We start from the raw sequence: 25395 nt of genomic DNA, 5'->3' as shown, positions 1-25395 counted from the left end.
GGCACCGATTTTGAGGAAGAAAAAAGAGATAATCATCATGGTACAATATTGATTATGGCCGTGTACTAGCCAGCTCGGTTTTTAGTGATGAAAATCATATCGTTATCTTCAAAAACCGAGCCTGAATCGACGTGCTTGTGACTCACTGATTTTAACGACAAGCATCTTATACCAGACGCTGAGTCGCCGCTCCATCCTGTTCAGTAAGGGATAATTTCACGGGCACAGATTTTGACGTTGGCGTGCCTGTACCATCACCAACACTTTCCATTGGGACTAATGGGTTGGTTTCAGGATAGTAAGCGGCAAGGTTTCCGCGAGGAATGGTGTAAGGAACCAGCTTAAAACCAGAGACTTTACGCTGAATACCGTCATTCCATACCGTTTCGATATCGACCAAATCACCCGCTTGATACCCTGATTGGGCCATATCTTCCGGGTTCATAAACAGCACTTCCCGTTGACCATACACCCCGCGATAACGATCATCCAATCCATAAATCGTGGTGTTATATTGATCGTGTGAACGCAAGGTTTGCAAAATGAAAGGAGCATCTGTGCCTTCAATGTGCGGGAACAACGTTTTTGGCAGGGGAGCATGGCTGAACTCCGCTTTTTTGCTCGGCGTCGTAAACCGTAATTCAGCCGCAGCATTACCAAGATAGAAGCCGCCGTCGTGTTCACATTTTTGATTAAAACCTTCAAACCCCGGAATCGTTGCCGCGATATGATCGCGAATATTGTTGTAATCTCCGGCTAATTCCAGCCAGTTAATCGTTGCGGTATCGCCGACTGTCGCATTGGCAATGCCCGCAATAATCGCGGTTTCAGAACGCTGGCTATCAAATAATGGCTTATTTACGCCCTCTGAGGCATGAACCATACTGAAAGAGTCTTCCACCGTGACAAACTGTGCGCCTGTAGCCTGAATATCTCGTTCGGTACGCCCCAATGTCGGCAAAATAAGGGCACCTTTTTTACCGGTAATCAGATGACTACGGTTTAATTTTGTGCTGATGTGTACCGTCAAATCACAACGTCTAAGCGCTTCTTCTGTTCGTGGGCTATCTGGCGCCGCTGCCGCAAGGTTCCCACCCAGTGCGATCAAAACTTTAACTTCATCACGCAACATCGCACTCAACGCGTCCACAACATGATGACCATGAGTACGAGGTGGCTCGAAACCAAAATGAGCCGCCAGGTTATCCAGAAAAAGTGGGGCAGGTTTCTCATTGATCCCCATCGTCCGGTTGCCCTGTACATTACTGTGACCACGTACCGGACAAAGCCCTGCGCCCGGTTTCCCCAATTGACCAAAAAGCAACTGGAGGTTGACGATTTCACGCACCGTGACCAAAGAGTGTTTATGTTGGGTTATCCCCATTGCCCAGGTACAGATGACACGCCCGGCATGCTGATAAATAGTCGCCGCTTCGCGCAATTGTGCTTCAGTCAGTCCCGATTGTGCTTCAATCAATGACCATTCGGTGGCCGCCACTTGTTGCAAATAAGCATCCACGCCGTTGGTGTAAGTTGCGATAAATTCCAGATCAAAAATACCCGATTTGCCTTCAGCCAGCAGGGTGTTATGGGTTTCCAAAAGTGCCTTGACCATCCCCCGCACCGCAGCCATATCGCCACCGAGTTTAGGTTGATAGTAACGGTGACTAATTTCCCCGGCCTTTGGGGTGATCACTTCGAGCGGTTTTTGTGGATCAGCGAAACGTTCCAAGCCGCGTTCACGCAAGGTATTAAACGTGACGATGCGCGCGCCACGCTCAGCCGCATGTCGTAAGCTATGCAGCATGCGCGGGTGGTTTGTCCCAGGGTTTTGACCAAAGATAAAAATAGCATCAGCATGATCAAAATCTTGCAACCGAACAGTGCCTTTTCCAACTCCCAGGCTTTCCAACATACCGCTGCCGCTGGCTTCATGACACATGTTGGAACAATCCGGGAAGTTATTGGTTCCCACGACACGACCAAACAGTTGATACAGCCATGACGCCTCATTACTGGCGCGGCCGGAAGTGTACAGTTCAAGCTGGTTGGGATTATCCATCGCTTTAATATGGCGGGCTATCAGGGCAAAAGCCTCGTCCCAACTGATCGGCTCATAATGATCCGTCTGTGGGTTATAGCTCATCGGCTCAACCACTCTGCCTTGGTATTCAAGGAAATAATCGCTTTGCTGGTAAAGTTTACTCACGCGATGGGTCGCGAAGAATTGCTGATCAACATATCGACGGGTCGCTTCCCAAGTGACGGCCTTGGCACCGTTTTCACAAAAACTAAACAGGCTTTTGTTATCATCTCCCCATGCGCATCCGGGACAATCAAAGCCTCTGGGCTTGTTCATGCGCATCAGGTTAACCATATTTTTCAGTGCCTGTTTGCTATCAAAGACAAAACGGGTTGTCGCCTCCAGTGAACCCCACCCCCCCGCTGCCGCATGGTAAGGTTTTATTTTTGATTTGAATTTCATAAAAATCTCTATTTTTTATGTCGTGACCAACACAATCAGGCCACATATTGACAGGTGAACTCATAACGCCGATATGATCATACTCCTATCCACTGATGATGATAATTATTCCGTGGTGATATCACGAAAAAACCGAGTTGTTGGATTTGGGTATTTTTGTCTAACTCCCTTTATTGACAGGCCTTATTGCCGTCATTTTGCGCCTAATAAAGCAAAGCGCCGGATACAAACCAGCGCTTTGCCAATAAGCCAAAGGCACGATTGCCCATGCCCTTAATGCGATTAAGATCAAAAATTAGCACTAAACGTATCAAAGTTATCGGCTTTAACAAACTTGGCAGCGTTGGGTACTTCGTTGCCCTCTTCGTCTTTACTTAGTGCGTTAAAATGTTCAATGCCACACTTGATTTTGGCTTTTTCAGCTTCACGCAGGTCATCTGAGAATATGCTTGATTTCGTTTCAACCACAAAGTAAAGCGCCTCCCCTGTTCCATCACTTTTGTCAATCAATACCGCCCAGTCAGGATTGTAACTGCCCAGCGGAGTATCAATCTTGAACCAGGATGGCAACTTGGAGTAAATCTTCACTTCTTCAGCGCGCTCTAGCTTTTCAGCAAAGTTAAATTCGAACTCTGAATCGCAAATGATGTAGTCATATACCGATTTTTCAGCTTTCACCATATCCTTGAGGTAGCCAGTCAGCTCTTCTTCCTGAAAAAGCGCTTGGGCATAGTATGCGTTGTCCCCAATACGGTGATATTTAATGCCATCGACAATGACAATACGCATCTGTCTACGGATAACTTCTCCCGCCAATTCGATAAAGCGCTGTGGATTGTTTTTGAAAGCGTCCAGTTTGTCGCCTAAACCTAGCAGAATATCGATAATTGTCTGGCGAGTCAGATGAGTCTGATCGGTCAGATACGTGACGATATCTGGCAACTGGAAGTTGCGATTGAGGTAATCCTGAAGTTTGGTTTTCTCATCAAAGGTTGCCAGTTCAGCCTCAGTAACAGCCACCTTAACCTTGGTGTACTGGAATTTGGCTCCGGCTACCACCACATTGGCCCTAATTTCCTTGATACAGTTTTCAACCAGCTCTTTGATATTAAAGTTAACGCGGTAAGTCGTCTTGTATTTAATCCGCTCCCAAAGGGCCTTGAAGTCTTCCCCCAGTACAACCTGCTTACCATTTGTATCTTCACACAAGGCGACCGAGCGCTTTTCTTCATGTTTTTTCACATTCAGGCCTTTTACCAATTTCTTCAAGGTGGCAACGATGGCCTCAGTATACCCAGCGACATGGGAAGGTAAGTTAACCGCGTTGTGATTAATCGCCATTTTCAGTGCATCCTGAATCTTGCCTTTGCCATCAATATAACCTTGGGACAAAAGATGCTGGAAGATCGTTTCTGACGTCTTTGCCCCCAAGAAAGTCTTCTGATCCCGTTCGTCAGAAATCACAATGTTGGCAAATTGATGAGACTCAACCGCCCCGAATTTAATACCTTCTTCTGCTTCAATCTCTTTTTGCAGTTCAGAAACAAAACCTTCATAAGATTCATTTGCCATAACAGTCAGGGTATTGATCTCAAAACCATAAGGCACGCGTTCACCCGATTGATCAACGGCTAAACGTAAGCCACGACCGATTTCCTGGCGTTTTTTAGTCATGGAGCTGGTTTCATTCAACGTACAGATCTGGAAAACATTCGGGTTGTCCCAGCCTTCTCTCAGTGCGGAGTGTGAAAAGATAAAGCGCAGCTTCTCATCCATAGATAGAAGTTTTTCTTTGTCTTTCATGATCAAATTATAGGCCGATTCATCAGCCGCCGTTTTCCCCCCTTCCCCTTTCGCTGAAAGTTTCGAGTCAGCAAACTGAGGGTTGCCAGAAACATCCTTTTTCTTGTCCTGGGCAAAGTAACCCCCATGCACTATTTGGGTGAGTTCTTGCAGCGCGATTTCGTTAATCGTGTATTTATCGCCATCATTGTCCCAGATACCGGAGTACAACACGCGATATTTGGGCTTTCTAACCTGCTTTGCAAACTCTTCTTCAAACCACTTGGCAAATTTACCCTGAACCGGAACGCCATCTTTGGCGTAGCCACGGTAGTTGGCAACCTTATCAATAAAGAACAGACTCAGCACCTTAATCCCTTTCTGGCCCAGGATTTTCGCGTGGTTGAGCTTGTCATAGCCCTTTGTTACCTTGTGGTAGAACTTCAACTCTTTTTCCAGATGCTCTTCGATAGTTTTGGCTATTTGAATGCGCTTAAAGGCCTCCGGATCCACCTCTCCAATGGCTTGCCCAAGGCGGACAATTTCATCGCGACAGGTAAAATCGATATACTCATTCCCTTCTTCGCAATAAATATCGTTAACGATATAGCCTTCATAGACACTACGCCCACCCGAAAGGGTGAATAAGTCATTGACCTGACCCTCTTTGATGGTGATTAGCTTACGCGGTTGCAGTTTGCCTGTGCGTGTTTGAGCGTCAATTTCAATTTTGGCAGAAATGGGGGATTTCTTATTATCCACACTCACTAGCTTGACATAGGCTTGGTTATGCCCGTCTTTAACATCCAGTGAAGCAACTTCAATTTGCTTAACCAGTTTGCGCTCATAGGCATCAATCGCATCGAGCTTATACAGCAGGTTCGGTGCTTCCGCCAACGTAGCCGAATAACGGAATGTGCACAGCGGTTTTAAGCTGCCAATCGCTTCTTTTCGGTTTGCCGTTGATACCACTGACTGTGGCTCATCAATAATAACGACTGGACGAGTGGCCTGAATAAATTCAATGGGCTTCATCCCGTTCAATCTGTCATCAGTACGGTGGATCAGATTTGCCGTGGTTTCTTTTGTCGGATCGGTGAATGACTTACTGAACGCATCAACATTGATCACCATGATTTGAATATAATCATTGGTCGCAAAGTTACGCACCTGTTCGCGCTTTGATGAGTCATAGACAAAATAGTCATACTGGACGTTTTTGTACTGCTCACGGAAGTGCTGTTCCGTGATTTGCAGTGATTTATAGACACCTTCTTTAATCGCAATGGACGGCACCACGATGATAAACTTTGTCAGTCCATAACGCTGATTTAGCTCAAAGATAGAACGCAGGTACACATAGGTTTTACCTGTCCCGGTTTCCATCTCAATACTGAAATCCAGACTGGAGAGTTCTTGCTTTGCGTTTTCAACCTGTGGCAAGCCATTCTTTAACTGGACATTACGCGTGTTGGCATAAATTTCATCAGGCAATAGGGTAAGTGCATTACCGATACCAAGGTCATTGTTTTGACCAAAAATATCTAATTGCTGATTCGCCAACATCTTATTAGCCACAGTAAAATTGCATTGAAATGTTTCCTGCCCTGCAAACACACCTAAAACCGCATCAACGGCATCTATTTGGTGTGATAAATCCGATCTAAATTGAATCTTCATTACCCTCACCTTAAATGCTCTTCACATCGTCGATACCCTGCTGCTTCAGGATCTGAATCACGTTGGTTTTGACAACACTGTCTGCAAAGCCTTGGTCTTTAAAAACGAGTTGGGTACTTTCTGGATTGAGTTTTTCTTTTAGTTTGGCGATACCCTCAACCACCTGTTCGGTGATGTCATCGTCCAGGCATACCATTAAGGCACCTGTGCCAACGACAAACACTCTTTTGCCTTCTACGGTTACTTCTTCAACACGGGTGGTTAATTCAATACCGTATTTAAGTAGGATTTCATAAAGAACGTCTTCTGCATTACGACCATTTTTCACGGAATCAGAAGCTTTTTGAAGAACCTGTTCTAAATTAGAAAAGTTAGCATCCCAAGAACGGATATTAGTTTCAGATAGTTTAAATACTTTAAATCCATCTATTTGAGATTCAGTTTTGTATTTCTCAATACTCATTCTAATTCTTTGTTTTCCTAGTTCTGTTAAGCTAAGAGGCTTACCCAGTTCATTTAAGTAATCCATAGACTCTTTTATTTGCTTTTTCACATCAGCACTAGCTAATTTGTAAGTGTCCTCTAAATTTTCTGGTAATTGAACTAATATATAATTTAATTTAACATTGTTATTTTTACTTGCTATCATTGTCGCTTCACCAGTCGTTGCTGAACCAGCGAAGAAGTCCAAAACGATATCTCCATCATTAAGACATTTTAAAGAGCTAATCAGTTCAGTCACTAGTTTTAATGGTTTTTTCCCATTTTTGTAAGGAACTCCTCCTTCATTATCAAGCCCTGTGGTTTTAATATGAGTCCAAAAATCACCAGGATGAACAAATAGATTATCAGAAGCAAATATTAATTGTAGCCTAGGGTCTCGACTAGTTTCTGGATATGTTCCACGTACAAGATATACTAATCCCTGAGCTGACTTAACAGAAAAAACATCACTTATTTTTTTGTTTTTCTTTTTTTCTTCGCTTAGTTTGTAAACACTACTGGATTTCACACATTGACATATTCTCCAGCTATTATTGAAAAGCCATTCATCCTTTTTGGAAACGGGTCCTTTATATACCTCGGATAAAGACTTTAAAGTTATACCTGATAAAATTTCATCTAGCTCTTTTAATTGATCATCACTAAGATATTCCGAATCTTTTATAGAGTTATAAAAGTCTCTATTCTCCCTACTAAAATTATCCAAGTATATATTATATTCCGAGTCCCATGTAGGTTTCTTTATTAAAGTAAATTCAATATTATTAATACCACTCGGCTTTATAGCAATAATATATTCTTTTAATTTTGGAATAGTTCCTAGTTTTTTGACACTAGCCATTTTTAAGCCGCTAGCTTCACTCATTTTAACCGCAATGATTTTAACCGCATCGCATCCAAATATTTCCTCACAAACCTTCACTAAATTAAAGACTTCATTATCATCTATAGATATATATATCATTCCTTCTGGATGAAGTAAGTTTTTGGCAACGAGCAGCCGTGAAAATATCATATTCAGCCAGTTTGAATGATACCTTCCAGTGGTTTCTCTATTAGTTGAATTCAATTGACCATTGATATTAATTTGCCCAGTTACCTCTAAATAGTTCCTCATATTATCATGATAATTATCTTTATAAACAAAATCGATACCCGTATTATAAGGCGGATCGATATAGATCATCTTCACTTTCTTGTGATAAGCCTTTTGCAACAACTTAAGCACTTCAAGATTATCGCCTTCAATAAACAGATTTTCGGTGCTATCCCAATTAACACTCTCTTCTTTACAAGGGCGCAGTGTGCCTGTTGAAGGCGTTTGGGCAATTTGGCGTGCGCGGGTTTTACCGTGCCAAGTAAAGTTATAGCGCTCATCGGAATCATCAACGGCTTCACCCAACACCGCTTTTAAGGCGTCAAAGTTGATTTTTCCTTCAGAAAACACCTCAGGGAAAATCTGCTTAAGTTGATCGATATTTTTGTGGGTGATATCCGCACTCTTAGACTCTGGGGTGTTCAGGGTGATTTTTTCAATTATCATTAGAGGAATTCCATTTTTTGCCCATTGAGCAAAACGCATGCTCGTGGTTCATATTCTTCGTTACGCTGTTAAATCATTGCCTTAATCACAGCAATTGACGGTTTAAGTGTAGTAAAGAATTCAGAAAACCTGACAAAACTGACAACCTCATTACCATGCGGCTCATACTTTGGATAATTTTAAGACAATATAGCTGGCGGACATAAACGATCCTGCCCAGACAAATCCCTTTTTGCCCTGTTTCTCAACTCGTTTCAGTTCGTTTACCGTTAATGACCCACCATGAAATAAACAAATGTCCCCACATAATTACCAATGACATAGCCGACAGTACCAATGACCATAATTGGACCAACCAGATTGATCCAACCACGGCTAATTGCCATTGCTGCTGCGGTAGTTGGCCCACCGATATTGGCATTACAGGCCAAAATATTTTCCTCAAGGCTGAACTTAAACACTTTTCCCACGGCAAAAGTCAGTATCAAGTTGAGCATCGCAATCACAAAGACGAAAGCAAATAGCAAAGGTGCATGGTTGATGATGATTTGAATGGATGCAGGTATGCCAATCACAACAAAAAACATATAAATGGCGTAAGTACCCAATTCCTGAGTGCCATTCAGTTTACTGAATGTCTGTTTAAAGATTGAAACGATAATAAAAGTAACCGTGGTCAGGAGCAGATATTTGTCGGAAAGCAGGCTAAAAATTAGTTCCTGATACAGGTTATTTGGCTGTCCAAGCCCGTTTTTTAACCATGACGAAAGATGAAATGATAGGGCGACGATAAATATTGCCCATGCCAGCGATAAGGCGATATCTTTCAGGGCGATATTTTTCGGTTTCCAATACGCGGCGGCCAAGGGTTGGGATTTATCCAAATCAGACATATTGTCAACCCGATCGGTATAGGGACTGCCCCAAAATTTTCTCGCCACTGTCCAACCGGATAAGAGCATCAGAATAATAAAATAGGCGGCCATCATAAAATGATCAGCAACAATCGTTGAGGCGACCATGCCTTGGGACGTTTCCAGCTTGGCAGCCATAGCCGCAAAGTTAACCCCGCCTCCCGTGTAGGAAGCGGATATCATGCCACTGATTTTATCTAACTCTGGAATGTAAGCGCGGAAAATCCAGAAGGCGACGACCGTTCCCAGCATGATCGCGATGGAAGATACCAGAAAAAGTATCAGTAATCGGCCACTTTCTTTAACAATGCTGTGCAGGTTAGTTTTAAATAATAATAAAGGAATTGCCAAGGGCAGGATATATTCCCAGACAACATCGTAAGCCGATGCTTCGGTGGGAATAATATTTAGGTTGGAAGCAAAAACAGCCATGATTAATGCCATCACTGCTCCGGGTATTTTAGAGGCCCATTTGAAACGCTGTTCTGCCAATATGGCAACAGCAACAGCTATCATAATAAAAGCCCACAGCATTAATGAATTGTCAGCAGCAATAAGGGTATTTTTCATTATTTTTCCTAATAGGCTTCAAATAAAAAAGAAAACAATGATGCACTTATTATGTGAATATAAGATCCCTTATTCCTCGTAGTACGAGGAATAAGAAGGTGTCCTACCATTTTGAATGGTTATTTATTTCATCTATTGCCCCATAAATAGCCGTCTGGTTGTTATAAAAAGCCCACATGGAATTACCGTAATCATAATGCCACCATTCCGTCGGTAAATTGGTAAACCCGACTTGCGTCATGGCTTGGTAGAGTAATCGTCGATATAACGTGGAGGGCATATTTTTCTCTGGCGTTTTTTCTAATGCTGCGGTATGGGATAATTCACTCACTTCGTCAAATTCGGTTCCCAGAAACAGTGGCTGACCCGACCTCATATCGAAGAGGGTAACATCCACCGATCCCCCCGTCAGATGTGGGCTAACTTGATTTTTTTCTATCGGCGCTGGGGCGACAAATTGCTGCAATAATTTTTGCTGTTCTTCACCCGATAATTCCGTATATCGCTCGGCTATCTTGGCTTGTATTATCTCTTGCAGTGCTTGTTGCGTTTCCCGTGAGCGCCAGCCATCCAAGACCAAAATCCCTAAATGAGCAGGAAGTAATTGTGATGCTATCCTTAATTTTTCAGCCACGCTTTTTCTTACCAGACAATATTCAATGGCACCTTTTATTCCCGCAAGATAATAAACGGATTTTTGTCTTAATTGCTTTGAATCAGTGATCAGTTCTAAAGGTTGGTGGCATTCATAAATAGGTATTTCATGAATGATTTCCCAATCAAAATCTTTTTCTCGTGGGATCTTTTCCACAGCATTTTTTTCCAGATCCCTATTTCCAACAGAAGTAGATAGCAACATGTTCGACCTTACGCTGTGATGTTGAAAAACCATTTAATTAACAATGCATTTACAGATTAGCAACGGAAGTGTAAGTCATCAAATTTTATTTATTTTCTGTTATGGCATTAAATCACCGTTTATACCAATCCAATTTCAAGTTGCCGCTTGCAAACCCATTTGAGTGTTGATACCTCCCCGCTGCGCGGGAGGTATCAGACGCATCTTGAAAGGCGACGGGTATAAATTCAAAAAGTCATCAGGTGAAATGCCAAATCGTCTGTGACAAAATAGTCCCATTTCCTTGCATCCCTAATATCTGGAGGAGGAATACCGAAACGGTATTCATGACACAACATGACTCAAGACCATCAATTACAAGTAGAAGCGATTAAATGTGGCACGGTTATCGATCACATTCCCGCCCACGTCGGCTTTAAATTATTGTCACTCTTTAAACTGACTGAAACGGACCAGCGCATTACCATTGGCCTGAACCTGCCTTCCAACCATTTGGGTAAAAAGGATCTGATCAAGATTGAAAACACCTTCCTGACAGAGCAACAGGCAAACCAACTCGCCGTGTATGCGCCAAATGCCACAATCAATAATATTGAGCATTATGTTGTCGTCAAAAAGATGCCAATCAGCCTGCCAGAGCAGATCGACAATGTCCTTGTCTGCCCAAACAGCAATTGCATCAGCCATAATGAACCGGTCAATAGCAGTTTCTATGTTATGCCAGCAAAAGATGATGTGGTGTTGCGTTGTAAGTACTGTGAAAAAGAATTTGGTCGCCAGGCGGTTATCGATAACGATTAACCACCCGCTCAAGCAATCTATCAGCGTGTCTTGTATCAATTGATGTAAGACCGAGGATCACTATAATGGCGATCCAAGAAATTTTTCCATTTAGACGCCAAACAGGAGTTTCTAATGTCACGTTCTATCCATACTGAGAATGCACCAGCCGCCATCGGCCCTTATGTTCAGGGGGTTGATCTGGGCAGCATGGTTATCACTTCCGGCCAGATCCCTGTTGATCCCAAAACCGGAGACATCCCTGAGGAAGTGACTGCTCAGGCTCGTCAATCTTTGGAAAATGTTAAAGCGATTATCGAACAAGCAGGCTTGAAAGTCGCTGATATTGTCAAAACGACGGTGTTTGTCAAAGATCTGAATGATTTTGCTGCCGTGAACGCCACTTACGAAGCGTTCTTCGCTGAACATAATGCACCGTTCCCTGCCCGTTCATGCGTTGAAGTTGCCCGCCTGCCAAAAGACGTGAAAATCGAAATCGAAGCTATCGCCGTTCGTCGCTAATTTATCGTTTTCCCAGCCCTGATCACTTCGGTGTCAGGGTTGATATTCCCGCTTTGTTCGCCTTCCCTGATAACTGCCTCTTTCCTTGTCTTAGATCAACTTATTCGGTTGTATATTCGCTCACGAAATCTATATATTGTGCTTTAATGTAATTAAACCACTACATATAGTATCTATACACAAGATTATCCACACCAAAACAGAAAGTACGCCTTTATCTCGTTTTTGCCTGTGGATAACATATTGAGGAACCACATTGTGAAAAAGGCTGTGACGCAACAGGATGACCGCCAAGTTGATGTTAGTCAGGGCAATACCTGTGAACAGGCTTCCCATGCATGGCATGATCGCTTAGATCAAGAAATTCGGGGGCTGATCGATCAAAGCAATTTCGCTCTTCTTAATGAAAATGCCAATAAAGATAGTAAGGTCATTCCAACCCAGCGTGATTTATTGGCGGGGATTGTCGCCCGGCAATATGCCAAACAGCATATGTTGCCGCATGATGTGGTACAGGCGCACGATAAAGGCGAAATTCACTATCATGATCTGGATTACGCTCCGTTTTTTCCTATGTTCAACTGTATGCTGATCGATTTGCAGGGCATGCTGAGCAACGGCTTTAAAATGGGCAATGCGGAAATTGAACCGCCGAAATCAATTTCTACCGCCACGGCGGTCACCGCTCAGATCATCGCACAAGTTGCCAGCCACATTTACGGCGGCACAACGATTAATCGCATTGATGAAGTTCTCGCCCCCTTTGTGCAGGCCAGTTATAACAAGCACCTGGCTATTGCCAAAGAGTGGAATATTGCAGATCAGGTGGCCTATGCAGAAGCCCGCACAGAAAAAGAGTGTTATGACGCTTTCCAATCCCTGGAATATGAAGTCAATACGTTGCATACCGCCAATGGACAAACGCCGTTTGTCACTTTCGGTTTCGGATTGGGAACGACAAAAGCAGCCCGTTTGATCCAAATCTCAATTCTGCGCAACCGCATTGCTGGCTTGGGGAAAAACCGCAAGACGGCCGTCTTCCCCAAGCTGGTTTTTACTATTCGCGATGGATTGAACCATCGGTTTGGTGATCCCCACTATGACATTAAATTATTGGCTCTGGAATGTGCCAGCAAACGCATGTATCCCGATATTCTCAATTATGATCAGGTCGTTAAGGTCACGGGATCATTTAAAACGCCAATGGGTTGCCGCAGTTTTCTCAGCGCTTATGAAGAAAATGGCCAGCAAATTCACGAAGGACGCAATAACTTGGGGGTTATCAGCCTCAACCTGCCCCGCATAGCGCTCGAAGCCAAAGGCAATGAAGCTGACTTTTGGCAAATTTTAGATCAACGCCTGTCGCTCGCCAGAAAAGCGCTGATGACCCGCATTTCTCGCCTCGAAAATACGAAAGCCCGTGTTGCTCCAATCCTTTATATGGAAGGTGCCTGTGGTGTACGACTGAAAGCCAATGACAATATTGCCGATATTTTCAAACAGGGGCGGGCTTCTATTTCGTTGGGTTATATCGGCATTCATGAAACAATAAATGCGTTATATGGTCATCACGTTCATCTGTTTGACGATGCACAACGCCAGCAGAAAGCCATCGCGATTATTCAATATTTACGTCAGGCCGTCGATCAGTGGAAGCGGGAAACAGGCTATGGATTCAGTCTGTACAGTACGCCAAGCGAGAATTTATGTGATCGCTTTTGCCGTTTAGATACTGCCGAGTTTGGTGTGATCCAAGGTGTTACTGATAAGGGCTATTACACCAACAGCTTCCATCTGGACGTGGAGAAGCAGGTCAATCCCTACGATAAACTGGATTTTGAAGCCCCTTACCCGCCATTAGCCAACGGTGGCTTTATTTGCTACGGCGAATACCCCAATCTGCAACATAATTTGAAGGCATTGGAAGATGTCTGGGATTACAGCTATTCACGCGTGCCTTACTATGGTACCAATACCCCCATTGATGAGTGTTACCAATGCGGTTTTACTGGCGAGTTTGCCTGTACCAGTAAAGGATTCACCTGTCCCCGATGCGGTAATCATGATCCATCTCAGGTTTCCGTTATTCGCCGTGTTTGTGGCTACCTCGGCAGCCCGGATGCCCGTCCATTCAATGCCGGTAAGCAAGAAGAAGTAAAACGCCGCGTGAAACATCTCAACAATGGACAAATAGGTTAATAGCATGAATTATCATCAATACTATCCGGTTGATGTGGTGAATGGCCCTGGAACCCGCTGTACGCTGTTTGTATCAGGTTGCCTGCACCAATGCCGTGGTTGCTACAACCAAAGCACATGGCGCGTCGATTCAGGCCAGCCCTTTACGCAAGCAGTTGAAGATCAGATCATCACTGACCTGAAAGATCGCCGCATTCAACGGCAAGGTCTGTCACTGTCTGGGGGCGATCCTCTGCATCCCCATAATGTCCCCAGCATATTGCAACTGGTTAAACGTGTACGAGGAGTGTGCCCGGATAAGGATATCTGGCTATGGACTGGTTATGTCCTCAATGAATTAAGTGACATTCAACAGGAAGTGATCCGTTATATCCATGTGTTGGTGGATGGGAAGTTTGAATTAGCGCAGTATGATCCCACGTTAACGTGGCGAGGCAGCCATAATCAGGTTATCCATTACTTGAGGTAAAAAATTAACGACAGGTGATGGCATTAACGCTGCCAATGCAATTTTTTGCCAAAACCAAGGGTGTTATTCACCATTTTAATTTCATTAATATTGAGTTGCCAGATTGGGGTGTTAGCTGTCAGGGCGATAGGAAAACGGCGACAATAACGCGCTCTGGCGGTAGTTTCGATTTCACCTGTCAGTGGCATGACTTCACCACGAAATTGGATGCCCTTGATTTGCGCAACATTGCGGGTCTGGCCGGCAACCGTGCCTGCAACGATGGGATTATTTTGCATCATCTGACCGTGGCGGGTATCAACTCCCGTCATAAACCAGAATGCCATGCTATCAGCATCAAAGACATAAAAGCAGTTCGCACACCATAAATCGTGGGCAGAAGACGTGCAAAGCGTGAAGACATGTTGCCTGGCGAGATATTGGGTAATTATTAAAATTTCTTTATTTAAATCCATATATTTCCATACCGTTATTTTATTCAAATCATAACAGAACACGGCAGGTTTTCTATCCAGCTACGTGTTCTGTATTCGACTCAATAATCCCTGAGGGTTGTATAGAAACACTATAAATTATTTATAAATTTCGGCAACGCCAACGAGCTTATTCTGACCATTGGCCGAAATTACACGAAAATAAGTCGCACCCACTTCATCAGCTTTTTTGGATAACTCTACGGTCAAACTGTCTAATGTCTCTGCCCCGCTCACGGAAACAACGCCTAATTTTTCGCCCTTAGCAACCTGAACTTCAGTTGCAGCAAAAGAACCGAAAGAAACCGCACATAGTGCTAAAACAGCAGCGATATTTTTTATATTTCTCATATTTTGTTCCTCTACACATTTTTAAATTGGAATTAATCTCTTGTAATTGCGGCCATGTTATACGCCTGTTTAAAATATTGTAATTAGCAATTCTTGCTATAATAATTCAATTTTTTTGAATAAAAACACTGACACTAGTTAATAAATGATATATAATTTTAATAAATTCAATTCATTACAATAAAAAACACAAAAAAATTAGCTTATAATTACGTTTATTACTAAACAGGTAGAAATTAATTCCCACATAAATTAACGTGATAAAACAATTAAAAATAATGAATATTAATGTCGCTAACTGGTATATCTATCTGATTCGGACACGGGATGGGAGCCTGTATACCGGAATAACAACCAATATATCCCGTCGATTAATGCAGCATTCAGCCGGAAAAGGGGCAAAATACCTAAAGGGAAGAGGGCCTTTAACGTTGGTCTATCAGAGTCCGGTCAGTGATAGGGGAATAGCATTGAAAGTGGAACATCGGGTGAAAAAACTCAGTAAGCAGCAAAAAGAAAGGCTGATTATTGACCAGCCTTTCTGCATAACGAGTTATTTAACAAAAATCGGTTCATCTGAGATGTTTTCACCCAGTCTGCGACCATAGGAAATTAAAATGAGCAGGATAAGTCACCAGGCCGTGGCAGTCTCCCTGCGCAATATCAGCCAAGGGATAGATCAAGAAATAATCCTCGCAATCAGGCCATTGGCAATATAATTGATATTCATTGGCAAGTTTAAAACCAAAACGGTGGTAAAATTCAGGCTCTCCCAGCACGACAACCGCTCCATATCCAAACTCGTTCAAGCTATCTAGCCCTTCATAAACCAATTTTTCACTAAGCCCCTGACAACGATACTGTTCCTCTACAGCCAATGGTGTCAGGCCAACCCATTGATGATCTTCACCATTGATATCAACAGGCGCAAAACCGGCATAGCCAATCACATGGCCTTCATCGTCGGTCGCAACAATACCCAGTGTCAACAAACCCTCTTCTCTTAGTTGATGAATTAACTCAGCTTCTGCCGATGTTTCAAAAGATTGGCGCAGCAAGCGATCAATCCCCATAGCATCGACAGGAATTTCGACCCTGATTAACATGACGATACCGCGCGATCGTTCTGATCAGCGCCCTCTTTCTGTCCCGCTTTGATAAATTCAGCCAGATGCAATAAACCAAAGCGAAGGATGGATGGCACAGATCCCCGTTCAATGGGATCCATCAGATTTTTCACATGTAGTCCCAATTTTGTATTCTCTTCCCCCTGTAAACGACGCTGAAAAAGCTATGTTTCAGGATATTCCTTGCGGGTAGCTATAAGATGAAATCATTGAAGTTAACACCTTCATTTTTCAATCAATAGAATTACAAGAATGTCAGCTCATCTTCTGCTAATGCTTCACGAAATTGTCAGCCAAGCAATTGTGCCACCACAAACAATAGCTATGTGACATTCGCACGGAAACAGCCCCAAATCAATACATTTAATAATCTGCGTACAATTCACAGCGACCATTCACCTTTCAGGTGTTATGTCATGGCGCTTCTTTGCCCCACAGGTAATTTGCCTGCCCTGAAATCGGCTGTCAATAATGGTACTGGTGCAATTCATATAGGTCTAATATTGCAGTACAACTACGCAATCTGTTGCTTTGGAAGCCACGATAACTTCCGAAGTGTTAGCTTTGTAACAGGGTATTATGGTGATGAGTGAGAAATTGAACGTTTCTCACGCATGGATGGAATAACCATTTGCCACACAAGGGATACGATAGCCAGTATACTCACGCCTGCCCCTACCCATGCTAGTGTCTCTAATCCCCACCCTCGTACTGTAGTTCCACCAATGACAGAGCCCAAGACAACCCCGGCGTTAAAAGCCGCGATATTCATGCCAGAAGCGATATCCATAGCATATGGTGTGTGCCGCTTTGCTAACATCAGTATCCTTGACTGCAACGGTGGAATGGCTCCATACGTTGCCAAACCAAGTAAGGCCGTCAAACCAATCATCAATACAGAGTTAGTAAGACTGAAAGTCATCGCTGCAAGCACAACCGCAATACCGACAAGAAGAACAAGTGAGGCAATATCCATTCCTTTTCGATCAGTCAATCGTCCTCCCCACACCGTACCAATAGCAGCTCCAATACCGTAAGCAAGCAACACGCCACTGGCTGTTTCAACACTGACTCCTGTAATCGTCAATAGTATAGGGGTAATAAATGTGTACAGGGCAAATGAGGCAGTATAAGCAAACATTGGAACGCTTGCCCCTGCCAGTAAACGTCGATCAAAAAGGATAATAAGATGGCGCCAGCTCGCAGCGACTTTCATAGCCCGCTCTCCAGAATCTTTTGGCATTTTAAGCCCAATACCAATCGTTCCAACCAACCCACAAACAGCAATAATTAAAAATATGACATGCCAATTCAAGATACTACCCAGCCAAGTTCCCACGGGCACACCTAAGGACATGGCAATAGTCACACCACCGAATACCCAAGCGAGGGCAGTTCCAGCACGTTCAGACGAAACCAAACGAGTCGCAACACCAGAAGCTACAGCAAAAAAAACACCATGTGCCAGACCAGATAATAACCGTGCCGCTAAAAGAAGAACCAAGTTTGCTGATGCGGCTGCTATTAGATTTCCAAGAGTAAAAACCAGCATTGCGGTAATAAGTAAGTATTTTCTTGACCAATTAGATGCGAGTGCAGTCAGAACGGGCGCCCCAATCACAACACCTAGCGCATAGGCTGTCACTGTTAACCCAATACTGGTCACATCTACGCCAAGATCTACCGACATCACAGATATCAGCCCAATAGTGATGAATTCTGTAAACCCTATCGCAAATGCACAAAGCGAAAATATATATATCACGAATGGCATTGAAGATTCTCCTTATACGCCCAAAATGCATTAATCTGAATTCAGAATATCTAATCAGTATCATATTTTCATTTAGTGCAATAAATATCCATAATGGATAAAAACTTATGATAAGGTGTCACTAATGGTACTACGTAACCTTGAAGATTTAAGTGTATTTATCAGAATCATCGACACAGGAAGTTTTACTGCGGCAGCTCGAACTTTGGGGTTATCTCCCACAACTGTTAGTAAACAAATTGCACGCCTAGAGAAAAACCTTGGAATCGTTCTCTTTATACGAAGTACCCGATCATTACGCATTACACCTGAAGGCAAATCAATCGCTGAAAAAGTGAGGGTTGCATTAACACTGGTAGAAGAAGCGGCTGAAATAGCCAAGGATGGAAATGAATCTCTTACAGGTTTGATTAGACTTACCGCACCGGTTCCCCTTGGTCGAACCTATGTCACCGATGCAATTGCAGAGTTTAGAAAAAAATATCCATCTGTCGGATTCATACTACATTTGACAGACAAAATTGTTGACCTTTATAAGGCCGAAATGGACTTAGCGATCAGAGTGGCAAATTTAACTGATTCACGTTTAATTGCCAGACGATTAGCAGAAAACAAACGAATTTTAGTCGCATCACCTAATTACCTCAAACTACATGGTGAACCTCAGTATCCAGAAGAATTGGCTAACCATAATTGTCTGCTTTTTTCCGCTTCTGGAAATAAAAGTACAATATGGTCACTTCACAACAAAAAAAACACTAAAGCCATTTCACTCTCAAGTGATTTAATTGCCAATAATGGTGATGTCTTACGAACATGGTGTGCAGCGGGACTAGGTATAGCACTTCGAGAAACGTGGGATGTATCAAGTTTAATTCGCTCAAACAAACTCATCCAGATCTTGCCAGAATGGCAAGAAGAAACTTCTCCAATTAATATCGTGAGGGCTGGAAAACGACCTATTCCACAACGTATAAAAAGTTTTATTGAATTCCTAACCGAAGAATGGAAAATTCCCCCTTGGGATAAATGACAGAACAAGCCAGTAAAATTCTCATTATCCTGACTTGTTCCTGTCATCTTACAAAATACTTTGAATGACACCACCATCAACACGTAAGGCAGTGCCAGTTATTGCCGAAGCTTGTGGTGAAGTTAAAAAGACAACAGCATTAGCGACTTCCTCGGCTGTTGCCAACCGCCCCAACAACGATGCGGGACGCGCTGTTTCGATAAAGCGTTTTCCCGCTTCCTCAATTGAAAGTGTAGGATCCGTGATAAGCTCTCTAACAAATCGCTCAACCCCTTCACTCTCAGTTGGCCCAGGCAGCACACTATTGACAGTAACTCCTGTTCCTGTAGCGGCTTGCGCGAAACCTCTTGCTGCTGCAACTTGGGCCGTCTTCGTCAAACCATAATGTGGCATTTCTACCGGGATCTGTAGGGCCGATTCACTAGAAATGAATACCACACGCCCCCACCTTTTCCTTATCATTAGTGGAATATATGAACTCGCCAGACGAATCCCACTTAATACATTGATATTAAAATAGTTAACCCATTCATTATCGCTAATTTCAAAAATTGGCTTAGGAGAAAAAATTCCAGCATTATTAATAAGGATATCAATCTCTGGAAATTTCTCATTAATAAATTCGCATCCTTCTCTAGTTCCAACATCAGCAACAACAGTAAGAACGCGATCGAGATCATTAAACTTATTAATGGCTTTCTTTAGCCGTTCTTCACTTCTTCCATTCAAAATGACAGAAGCACCAGCCTTATGTAAACAGTGCGCAATAGCCAACCCAATTCCTGCTGTCGATCCCGTGACGAGTGCAACTTTTCCTTCCAAATTTATATTCATACAAACCCCTATTCATTTCACTGAACAAGCTAAGTCTTAAGTGATTTCTTTAATTAGATAAAAGGAGTCACCCCACCATCGACTAAATAATTTGCACCCGTAATAAATGCCGCGGATTCTGAGACCAAAAATAAGAGTAAAGCAGTCACTTCTTCAGGTCGCCCTAGTCTACCAACAGCAATATCAACTTCTTCGACGTAACGTTGTAATGCTTCTTCACATCCAACTTTATATTTTTGTTTAAGCTGGGTTATCAACCCTTCAGGTTTATCGTAGATAGGGGTATGAATAAAAGCAGGAGAGACAACATTGGAGCGAATTCCATATTTGCCAAACTCCCGTGATATCACTTTAGATAGCGTGAGAATTGAAGATTTCAAGATACTGTAATCAGGGAGATTCAAATTTGGCATTAATGCTGCTTCAGAAGCTATGTGGAGTAAAATACCCTTTTTCTGATTACTCATATAAGGTAACACACTCCGAGCCATGCGAATGTAGCCAAGCAGATTGATTTCAATTGTTGAATACCAGTCATCATCTGTTACATCAAGAAAACCCTTCCTAGGTTTTACTAATGCAGCATTATTAATTAGGATATCTATCCTTCCAAATTTACTGATGACTGTATTGATAAGACCATCAATATCTGAAAGATTTCTAACATCAAACTGATAAGGAAGTAAATATCCCTCTCCCTGTAAGGTATAAAGTTGCTCCAGATTAATATCTCCGCCTATAACATATGCCCCCTCTTTTAAAAATTCAGTGGTAGCAGCAAGTCCAATACCTGAACCAGCCCCAGTGATTATGACTATCTTACCAACCAATCTACGCTTCATCAGCATCTCCAGAAATAACATCCTGCTTTGTGTTACTCAGATATTAAAAATTTAACTTTATCGATAATATCTCATGCTTATTTAACTGAGTTGTGATATTAACTTAATATACGGACTTTGAGGATTGCGAAATAAGAATTTCTATTATGAAGTTTTGTCGTAAATACCAATAGCAAAACAAAAATAAAAAATGCAAATTTATTATAATTTTTATTATCTAACCGCGAAATAATTACAATAAAATCCGATCGCTATTATCACATGCTGATGATTAAAAGATAGTAGCCCGTTTACACCGTGACATTATCGGTGTCGTAAAAAGCATGACTCTGAGCCGTTCCACCACAAGGAAATACTACGCCATCAAATCTGACGGAGATAAGGTTGCAAATCCCCGTCATCTCATCAACGCCAGCCGGCTGAAAAGGATTTATCGCGAAACTGGAACAAGGCCGCCGATAAAGGTGTACATCCGGCAAAAGGGCATACTGGAATTACAGGCTGCGGGGAGCAGTCACAAAGGTTTTTATCATAATATCTGATCATTTAAATCATAGCCGATGAATATAAATAGATTTTCACAATAGTGAGACACACCGATTCAGTATAACTCTGACTTCTCGCGGCGCGAGAAGTCAGAAAATAGCCTACAATTTCAATTCACCTTGCGCAGCATACCAATCAAAATGCCCAAAACCATATATATCACGCCAAGCAGCAGCATCATGCCGATATCTTTATACACATTAGACAGTGACAATCCCATCTGGTTAACCCCTGCTATCGCTTTTGTCGCCCATGTCGATGGCAGGGCCGATGAAAACATCCTGACCCACTTTGGCATGACTTGAAGCGGCCAAATTGTGCCTGAAATATAGAAGATCGGCGTAGTAATAAAAGCCAACGTTAGATAAATCATTTCCACGCTACGCAGGCATTCTGTCACCAATTTTCCCAATCCCAATACCGCCAACAAGAATGGAAATGTCAGTAAAAGCACGAGGTGAATCGGTGCATCTTGCCGATATCCCAATATCCACGGCCACAGAATAAAAAAGATCACTGACAGGAATAGCCAGATAGGGATCAAAGCAGACAATGTTCCCAAATAAACTGGCAGTGGCGGATTACCTTTGGGTGTTTCACGTAGGGTAATACTGACGCGAACACAAGCGACTAACAAGGAGTGTTGCAATAGCATAACCAATAAACCAGGAAATACTATCGCAGCATAACTGACACCCGGATTAAATAACCCAATAGTTTCACTTCGAATTGGCTGTAGCAAGGTTTTCACCTGCTCAATGCTGAATCCCGATTGCAAAAGCAATTTGCCATTGTATTCTGACAACAGTTGTTGATAAGCCAGTGCCAAATCCTGCTGAATCTGTCCATTAGCGAGACGATTTGTTGCATCACCATAAACCGGTACAGTGACATCCTGCCCGCTCAGCAGGCGTTTTTCAAAATCTACCGGCACGATGATAATGGCAAAAATGGTTCTCTGTAACATGTCACGACGAGCATTATCGAGATTGTTGTAGCTTTGGGGTGCCACTTTTGCCATAGCATCGATATGACGGATCAGTGTGCGGCTCACATGGCTGTTATCCCTATCGATCACGGCAACCGGCAAGTCCCACAAAGAAGGACGAGCGTAAACCAGGCTCATCACACATAACGAAACAATCAATAGCAGCCACATGGGCTTTTCCAGCATGCTCAAAAATACATCGCGCAATGTTTGCCAGTACAACGCCCAATTTGTTTGCCCATTATTTGACATTAACGGCGTCCTCTGATTGATTAAGTCGCTTCCATAAGCGAGTGCGAACCAAAAGACCGCTAACCGCAGGATAGATCATCAATATCAGGCAAACATGCAAAATAATTTGTAGTGATACTTCCCGCAGGAAGATGTCAAACATGGCATTCAAGGCATAGGTTAATGGCTCAAGAGTAGAGATAACCCTTGCCGGCCATATCATAGAGAGTTCTGGCACGATCATGCCAGAAAACGTCATCGCAATACTGACCAACATCCCAATTAAGGTGTAGGCAGTTATGGCGCTGTTAGTGAAGGTAAACAACAATAAGCCTATGCTTTGTGCAGCAATCACATAGAAAAATCCCACAATTGGCATGTACAACGGATTACCGGCTACTTTTGCACCCGAAAAAATAACCAGTGCCGTAATTTCCACCATCAATAGTAGCGTGAAAGTTAAGGTGTAAGGTGCCAATTTCCCCAACAATGCCCCGATGAAAGATCCCGCATCCAAGAGCGGCTTTCCCCTGGCCATTGTGTAGATCGTGCATGTGACGACAAAAAGCTGTAATAAATGAATGGTTGCTGCAAATTGCTGGTAATAAATATAACTGCCACTGGCGTTAAACAAGCTGTCATAGGACATGTTCGCTTTAGCTAATGGAGGTAACGGCCGGCCTATTTCAGCAGCAATGATTGCGCGATATTTTTCATTGGTTTCTGCCACTAATCCGCTGAAATCCTGAGTCGAGTAGCGACCTGCTCCATAAAACAGGGCATTGAAATACATACTCACTGTCGGCTGTTTTCCACTTAACGCATTTTTTTCAAAATCTTCCGGGATATAAAGCAAGGAGTAATCCTGCGCACTCCCCAAACGTTTTATGGATTCTGGCAAGCTATTGTCATAAGACGTAATATCCGCATGGGGCGCAGCATTTAAGTTACGGATAAAGGTGCGCGACAACGTGCTATGATCGTTATCTACGACTGAAACCGGCAAGTTAAATAGCGTTCCTTCTGAAAAATTGGCACTAATTAAGGTGAATAACAGCAAAGGGAATAGCCAACTCAACCAGTGAAAAACCGGGCTGTGCAGCGCGGTATTAAGTTCTTGCGTAAACCCTTGCTCAAAACTGCCCCACACTGCTTTTCTATTCATCAGGCCAACCACCCTACTTATTCCAGAGCCATAGTGCGCTCATGCCCGGACGTAAGCCATCAATGGGTTGCAACGGATATAACCGAATCTCAAACGTTCTCAGGTCAAAATCCCCCGTCGCACGGGTTGCACGTTTCGTTGCATAATCCCCCATTGGCGCGATATAACGAATTTCAGCCTCAATTTCTTTATTACCCAGCGCAGGTACACGCAATGTAATTTTGTCGCCTTTGCGAACGTTCGCCAGGATATCTTCGCGCAAGTTATAAACGAAATAAGCCTGTGAAATGCGTACTAATGTTGCCAGCGGGCTATTCGCATTAAAAAGTTGCCCCACTTCTGCTGGCAATGGCCCAATTTCACCATCAACAGGCGCTTTGACTTGCAGATCATCACGTTGTATTTTCAATTCACGCAAGTTTTCTTCCGCTTCATTTAATCCTGCCTGGAGCTGCTGTCGTAACTCTATACGGTCTCCATTTTTTCCTTTATCCAGATCAGCCTTGGCACCCAACATCTTTTGATAGGCAATATTTCGGGCGTTACGCGCATTATCCCGATCCGTCGCAGAGACATAGCCCTTAGTTGACATATTCTTAAGACGATCAAATTCACGTTGTGCATTTGTGTACTCTGATTGGGCCTGTACAAAGGCCGCTTCTAGAATTTTAATCTCCTCCTCACGAGTCCCATGCAGGGATAATGCAAGTTTTGCCTTTGCTTGATCGCGTACAGCTTGCGCTGCGGCAACCTTAGCCGCCAGTTCAGGGCTGTCAAGGCTCACTATAAGCTGTCCGGCTTTGACACTATCTCCTCGTTCAACATGCACCTTCACGACTCGCCCCGTAGCTTTGGAAGCAACGATAACTTCTGGTGTATCAACTTCCCCTTGCAACAAAAGCTCTTGGCTGTGGGAACGGAAAAGCACAGCCATTGCGATCAAGAAGATGATCAATAGGATTGTGAAAAGTGTTCTTTTCTTCATTATGTTCTGTAAGCCCCAAACGTACTATAAAGGTCAAAATTTTCGATAAAATTAACAGCCCAGTCCGATGTTAGTTACAGTGTCAGCAAAGATTGAGTGACGATGATGATCTAGCCTACTCCTTCTCCATTGCTTAAATCTTAGCACCTCTGGGGAAAACCCCTATCACCAGTAATAAATATTGCCATAAATCCTATTATGATTACAAAAAAGGACATATCAATATGAAATACCATAATAATAGTATTATATGTTTTAACAAACACAAGACATTTAGCACGTCATCATGTAAAACAGGAGAGTAATCATAAAAAATAATTAGTTAAGTGAAATTTACATTAATCATACTCATAAAGAAAATAGCTTAATCTCTATCATCCTTTTTCATTCAGGATAAATATCAGGCAATAAAACAGAGGTAATAAAAAATCACAATAAATAGCAGCTAATCATACAATAGAATTGCATATTATAATTACAGCCATAAATTCAAACATATGAATATAACAAAAACAACAAATGCCATTTCTTCATCTCAAGCGCCCTCTAAAGATATTTATTTTAATAATAACCTGTTGATTTTTCTTTATAGAAAAACCGACAAACAAACAGTTAAAACATTATATTTACTTATATTTTAAACTGAATTTATTTTAATCTTAAAAAAGACATTAAGATAATAAAATACAAAATGGCAACCATTTACTTTTATTTAATAATTTAATTAAAACATGGCATT

20 protein-coding genes and 1 pseudogene are annotated in these 25395 nt (G+C 42.6%); 6 read left to right on the top strand and 15 right to left on the bottom strand.

Annotation, left to right across the window (positions count from 1 at the left end; all coding sequences use genetic code 11):
* Nucleotides 1-166 precede the first annotated feature (166 nt).
* From Xkoz_RS02475 to Xkoz_RS02455, 5 genes are all read right to left on the bottom strand, one after another.
* Nucleotides 167-2485 (bottom strand): FdhF/YdeP family oxidoreductase, encoded by a 2319-nt coding sequence (locus Xkoz_RS02475; protein ID WP_099140589.1) that lies wholly within the window; start codon nt 2483-2485, stop codon nt 167-169.
* A gap of 288 nt (nt 2486-2773) precedes the next feature.
* Nucleotides 2774-5947, bottom strand: coding sequence for a type III restriction-modification system endonuclease (locus Xkoz_RS02470; RefSeq protein WP_208615194.1), 3174 nt, complete (start codon nt 5945-5947; stop codon nt 2774-2776).
* A 10-nt stretch (nt 5948-5957) separates the two neighbouring features.
* Nucleotides 5958-7994 carry a site-specific DNA-methyltransferase gene (locus tag Xkoz_RS02465; RefSeq protein ID WP_422646063.1) on the bottom strand — a complete coding sequence of 679 codons (2037 nt, stop codon included), beginning with the start codon at nt 7992-7994 and terminating at the stop codon, nt 5958-5960.
* A 269-nt stretch (nt 7995-8263) separates the two neighbouring features.
* Nucleotides 8264-9478 carry a DUF819 family protein gene (locus tag Xkoz_RS02460; RefSeq protein WP_099140586.1) on the bottom strand — a complete coding sequence of 405 codons (1215 nt, stop codon included), beginning with the start codon at nt 9476-9478 and terminating at the stop codon, nt 8264-8266.
* 103 nt (nt 9479-9581) lie between these two features.
* Nucleotides 9582-10337, bottom strand: a complete 756-nt coding sequence (locus Xkoz_RS02455) for a M15 family metallopeptidase (RefSeq protein WP_167386541.1) — start codon at nt 10335-10337, stop codon at nt 9582-9584.
* A gap of 336 nt (nt 10338-10673) precedes the next feature.
* Here Xkoz_RS02455 and pyrI point away from each other — a divergent pair, with 336 nt between their 5' ends.
* From pyrI to nrdG, 4 genes and pseudogenes are all read left to right on the top strand, one after another.
* Complete coding sequence (gene pyrI, locus Xkoz_RS02450; protein WP_099140584.1) at nt 10674-11138, top strand: aspartate carbamoyltransferase regulatory subunit; 465 nt, start codon at nt 10674-10676, stop codon at nt 11136-11138.
* 114 nt (nt 11139-11252) lie between these two features.
* Nucleotides 11253-11639, top strand: coding sequence for a 2-iminobutanoate/2-iminopropanoate deaminase (ridA, locus tag Xkoz_RS02445; protein WP_099140583.1), 387 nt, complete (start codon nt 11253-11255; stop codon nt 11637-11639).
* Nucleotides 11640-11918: 279 nt separating this feature from the next.
* A pseudogene (gene nrdD, locus Xkoz_RS02435) lies at nt 11919-13838 on the top strand (anaerobic ribonucleoside-triphosphate reductase); the annotation flags it as partial.
* Between the two features lie 4 nt (nt 13839-13842).
* A complete protein-coding gene (gene nrdG, locus Xkoz_RS02430) occupies nt 13843-14307 on the top strand; it encodes an anaerobic ribonucleoside-triphosphate reductase-activating protein (RefSeq protein ID WP_099140582.1) in 465 nt (154 codons plus the stop codon).
* 23 nt (nt 14308-14330) lie between these two features.
* Here nrdG and Xkoz_RS02425 read toward each other — a convergent pair whose 3' ends face one another.
* Nucleotides 14331-14762: a YhbP family protein gene (locus Xkoz_RS02425; protein ID WP_099140581.1), complete on the bottom strand. Its 432-nt coding sequence runs from the start codon at nt 14760-14762 to the stop codon at nt 14331-14333.
* A 117-nt stretch (nt 14763-14879) separates the two neighbouring features.
* A complete protein-coding gene (bhsA, locus tag Xkoz_RS02420; protein WP_099140580.1) occupies nt 14880-15131 on the bottom strand; it encodes a multiple stress resistance protein BhsA in 252 nt (83 codons plus the stop codon).
* 278 nt (nt 15132-15409) lie between these two features.
* Here bhsA and Xkoz_RS02415 point away from each other — a divergent pair, with 278 nt between their 5' ends.
* Nucleotides 15410-15739 carry a GIY-YIG nuclease family protein gene (locus Xkoz_RS02415; protein ID WP_141554394.1) on the top strand — a complete coding sequence of 110 codons (330 nt, stop codon included), beginning with the start codon at nt 15410-15412 and terminating at the stop codon, nt 15737-15739.
* Here the strand turns inward: Xkoz_RS02415 and Xkoz_RS02410 are convergent.
* From Xkoz_RS02410 to Xkoz_RS02400, 3 genes are all read right to left on the bottom strand, one after another.
* Nucleotides 15719-16237 carry a GNAT family N-acetyltransferase gene (locus tag Xkoz_RS02410; protein WP_099140579.1) on the bottom strand — a complete coding sequence of 173 codons (519 nt, stop codon included), beginning with the start codon at nt 16235-16237 and terminating at the stop codon, nt 15719-15721. The two genes, Xkoz_RS02415 and Xkoz_RS02410, sit on opposite strands and share 21 nt — an antisense overlap.
* Nucleotides 16231-16371 (bottom strand): hypothetical protein, encoded by a 141-nt coding sequence (locus Xkoz_RS22515; RefSeq protein WP_244183374.1) that lies wholly within the window; start codon nt 16369-16371, stop codon nt 16231-16233. Before Xkoz_RS22515 ends, Xkoz_RS02410 begins: the two co-directional genes overlap by 7 nt.
* A gap of 464 nt (nt 16372-16835) precedes the next feature.
* Nucleotides 16836-18032, bottom strand: coding sequence for an MFS transporter (locus Xkoz_RS02400; RefSeq protein WP_099140578.1), 1197 nt, complete (start codon nt 18030-18032; stop codon nt 16836-16838).
* A gap of 124 nt (nt 18033-18156) precedes the next feature.
* On the opposite strand from Xkoz_RS02400, the gene Xkoz_RS02395 reads away from it, so the two are divergent.
* Nucleotides 18157-19065 carry a LysR family transcriptional regulator gene (locus Xkoz_RS02395; protein ID WP_099140577.1) on the top strand — a complete coding sequence of 303 codons (909 nt, stop codon included), beginning with the start codon at nt 18157-18159 and terminating at the stop codon, nt 19063-19065.
* A gap of 48 nt (nt 19066-19113) precedes the next feature.
* Here the strand turns inward: Xkoz_RS02395 and Xkoz_RS02390 are convergent, their stop codons facing one another.
* The 5 genes from Xkoz_RS02390 to Xkoz_RS02365 form a co-directional block, all read right to left on the bottom strand.
* Nucleotides 19114-19899, bottom strand: a complete 786-nt coding sequence (locus tag Xkoz_RS02390) for an SDR family NAD(P)-dependent oxidoreductase (protein ID WP_099140576.1) — start codon at nt 19897-19899, stop codon at nt 19114-19116.
* A gap of 53 nt (nt 19900-19952) precedes the next feature.
* Entirely contained in the window at nt 19953-20741 is a 789-nt protein-coding gene (locus Xkoz_RS02385) for an SDR family NAD(P)-dependent oxidoreductase (RefSeq protein ID WP_167386539.1), read from the bottom strand.
* Nucleotides 20742-21396: 655 nt separating this feature from the next.
* Nucleotides 21397-22527, bottom strand: a complete 1131-nt coding sequence (locus Xkoz_RS02375; RefSeq protein ID WP_099140574.1) for an ABC transporter permease — start codon at nt 22525-22527, stop codon at nt 21397-21399.
* Nucleotides 22517-23671 (bottom strand): ABC transporter permease, encoded by a 1155-nt coding sequence (locus Xkoz_RS02370; protein WP_099140605.1) that lies wholly within the window; start codon nt 23669-23671, stop codon nt 22517-22519. The genes Xkoz_RS02375 and Xkoz_RS02370 overlap by 11 nt, the downstream gene beginning before the upstream one ends.
* A gap of 13 nt (nt 23672-23684) precedes the next feature.
* Nucleotides 23685-24656: an HlyD family secretion protein gene (locus tag Xkoz_RS02365; protein ID WP_099140573.1), complete on the bottom strand. Its 972-nt coding sequence runs from the start codon at nt 24654-24656 to the stop codon at nt 23685-23687.
* Between the last annotated feature and the right edge of the window lie 739 nt (nt 24657-25395).

The organism is Xenorhabdus kozodoii (assembly GCF_002632875.1).
Lineage (GTDB): Bacteria > Pseudomonadota > Gammaproteobacteria > Enterobacterales > Enterobacteriaceae > Xenorhabdus > Xenorhabdus kozodoii.
Note: the sequence above shows the minus strand (reverse complement) of the source record. Positions and strands in the feature narration are given on the sequence as shown.

Bases quoted from the DNA above. Each gene is read 5' to 3' on its own strand.
- Xkoz_RS02475 (WP_099140589.1), bottom strand. From the start codon at position 2,485: ATGAAATTCAAATCAAAAATAAAACCTTACCATGCGGCAGCGGGGGGG.
- Xkoz_RS02470 (WP_208615194.1), bottom strand. From the start codon at position 5,947: ATGAAGATTCAATTTAGATCGGATTTATCACACCAAATAGATGCCGTT.
- Xkoz_RS02465 (WP_422646063.1), bottom strand. From the start codon at position 7,994: ATGATAATTGAAAAAATCACCCTGAACACCCCAGAGTCTAAGAGTGCG.
- Xkoz_RS02460 (WP_099140586.1), bottom strand. From the start codon at position 9,478: ATGAAAAATACCCTTATTGCTGCTGACAATTCATTAATGCTGTGGGCT.
- Xkoz_RS02455 (WP_167386541.1), bottom strand. From the start codon at position 10,337: ATGTTGCTATCTACTTCTGTTGGAAATAGGGATCTGGAAAAAAATGCT.
- pyrI (WP_099140584.1), top strand. From the start codon at position 10,674: ATGACTCAAGACCATCAATTACAAGTAGAAGCGATTAAATGTGGCACG.
- ridA (WP_099140583.1), top strand. From the start codon at position 11,253: ATGTCACGTTCTATCCATACTGAGAATGCACCAGCCGCCATCGGCCCT.
- nrdG (WP_099140582.1), top strand. From the start codon at position 13,843: ATGAATTATCATCAATACTATCCGGTTGATGTGGTGAATGGCCCTGGA.
- Xkoz_RS02425 (WP_099140581.1), bottom strand. From the start codon at position 14,762: ATGGATTTAAATAAAGAAATTTTAATAATTACCCAATATCTCGCCAGG.
- bhsA (WP_099140580.1), bottom strand. From the start codon at position 15,131: ATGAGAAATATAAAAAATATCGCTGCTGTTTTAGCACTATGTGCGGTT.
- Xkoz_RS02415 (WP_141554394.1), top strand. From the start codon at position 15,410: ATGAATATTAATGTCGCTAACTGGTATATCTATCTGATTCGGACACGG.
- Xkoz_RS02410 (WP_099140579.1), bottom strand. From the start codon at position 16,237: ATGTTAATCAGGGTCGAAATTCCTGTCGATGCTATGGGGATTGATCGC.
- Xkoz_RS02400 (WP_099140578.1), bottom strand. From the start codon at position 18,032: ATGCCATTCGTGATATATATATTTTCGCTTTGTGCATTTGCGATAGGG.
- Xkoz_RS02395 (WP_099140577.1), top strand. From the start codon at position 18,157: ATGGTACTACGTAACCTTGAAGATTTAAGTGTATTTATCAGAATCATC.
- Xkoz_RS02390 (WP_099140576.1), bottom strand. From the start codon at position 19,899: ATGAATATAAATTTGGAAGGAAAAGTTGCACTCGTCACGGGATCGACA.
- Xkoz_RS02385 (WP_167386539.1), bottom strand. From the start codon at position 20,741: ATGAAGCGTAGATTGGTTGGTAAGATAGTCATAATCACTGGGGCTGGT.
- Xkoz_RS02375 (WP_099140574.1), bottom strand. From the start codon at position 22,527: ATGTCAAATAATGGGCAAACAAATTGGGCGTTGTACTGGCAAACATTG.
- Xkoz_RS02370 (WP_099140605.1), bottom strand. From the start codon at position 23,671: ATGAATAGAAAAGCAGTGTGGGGCAGTTTTGAGCAAGGGTTTACGCAA.
- Xkoz_RS02365 (WP_099140573.1), bottom strand. From the start codon at position 24,656: ATGAAGAAAAGAACACTTTTCACAATCCTATTGATCATCTTCTTGATC.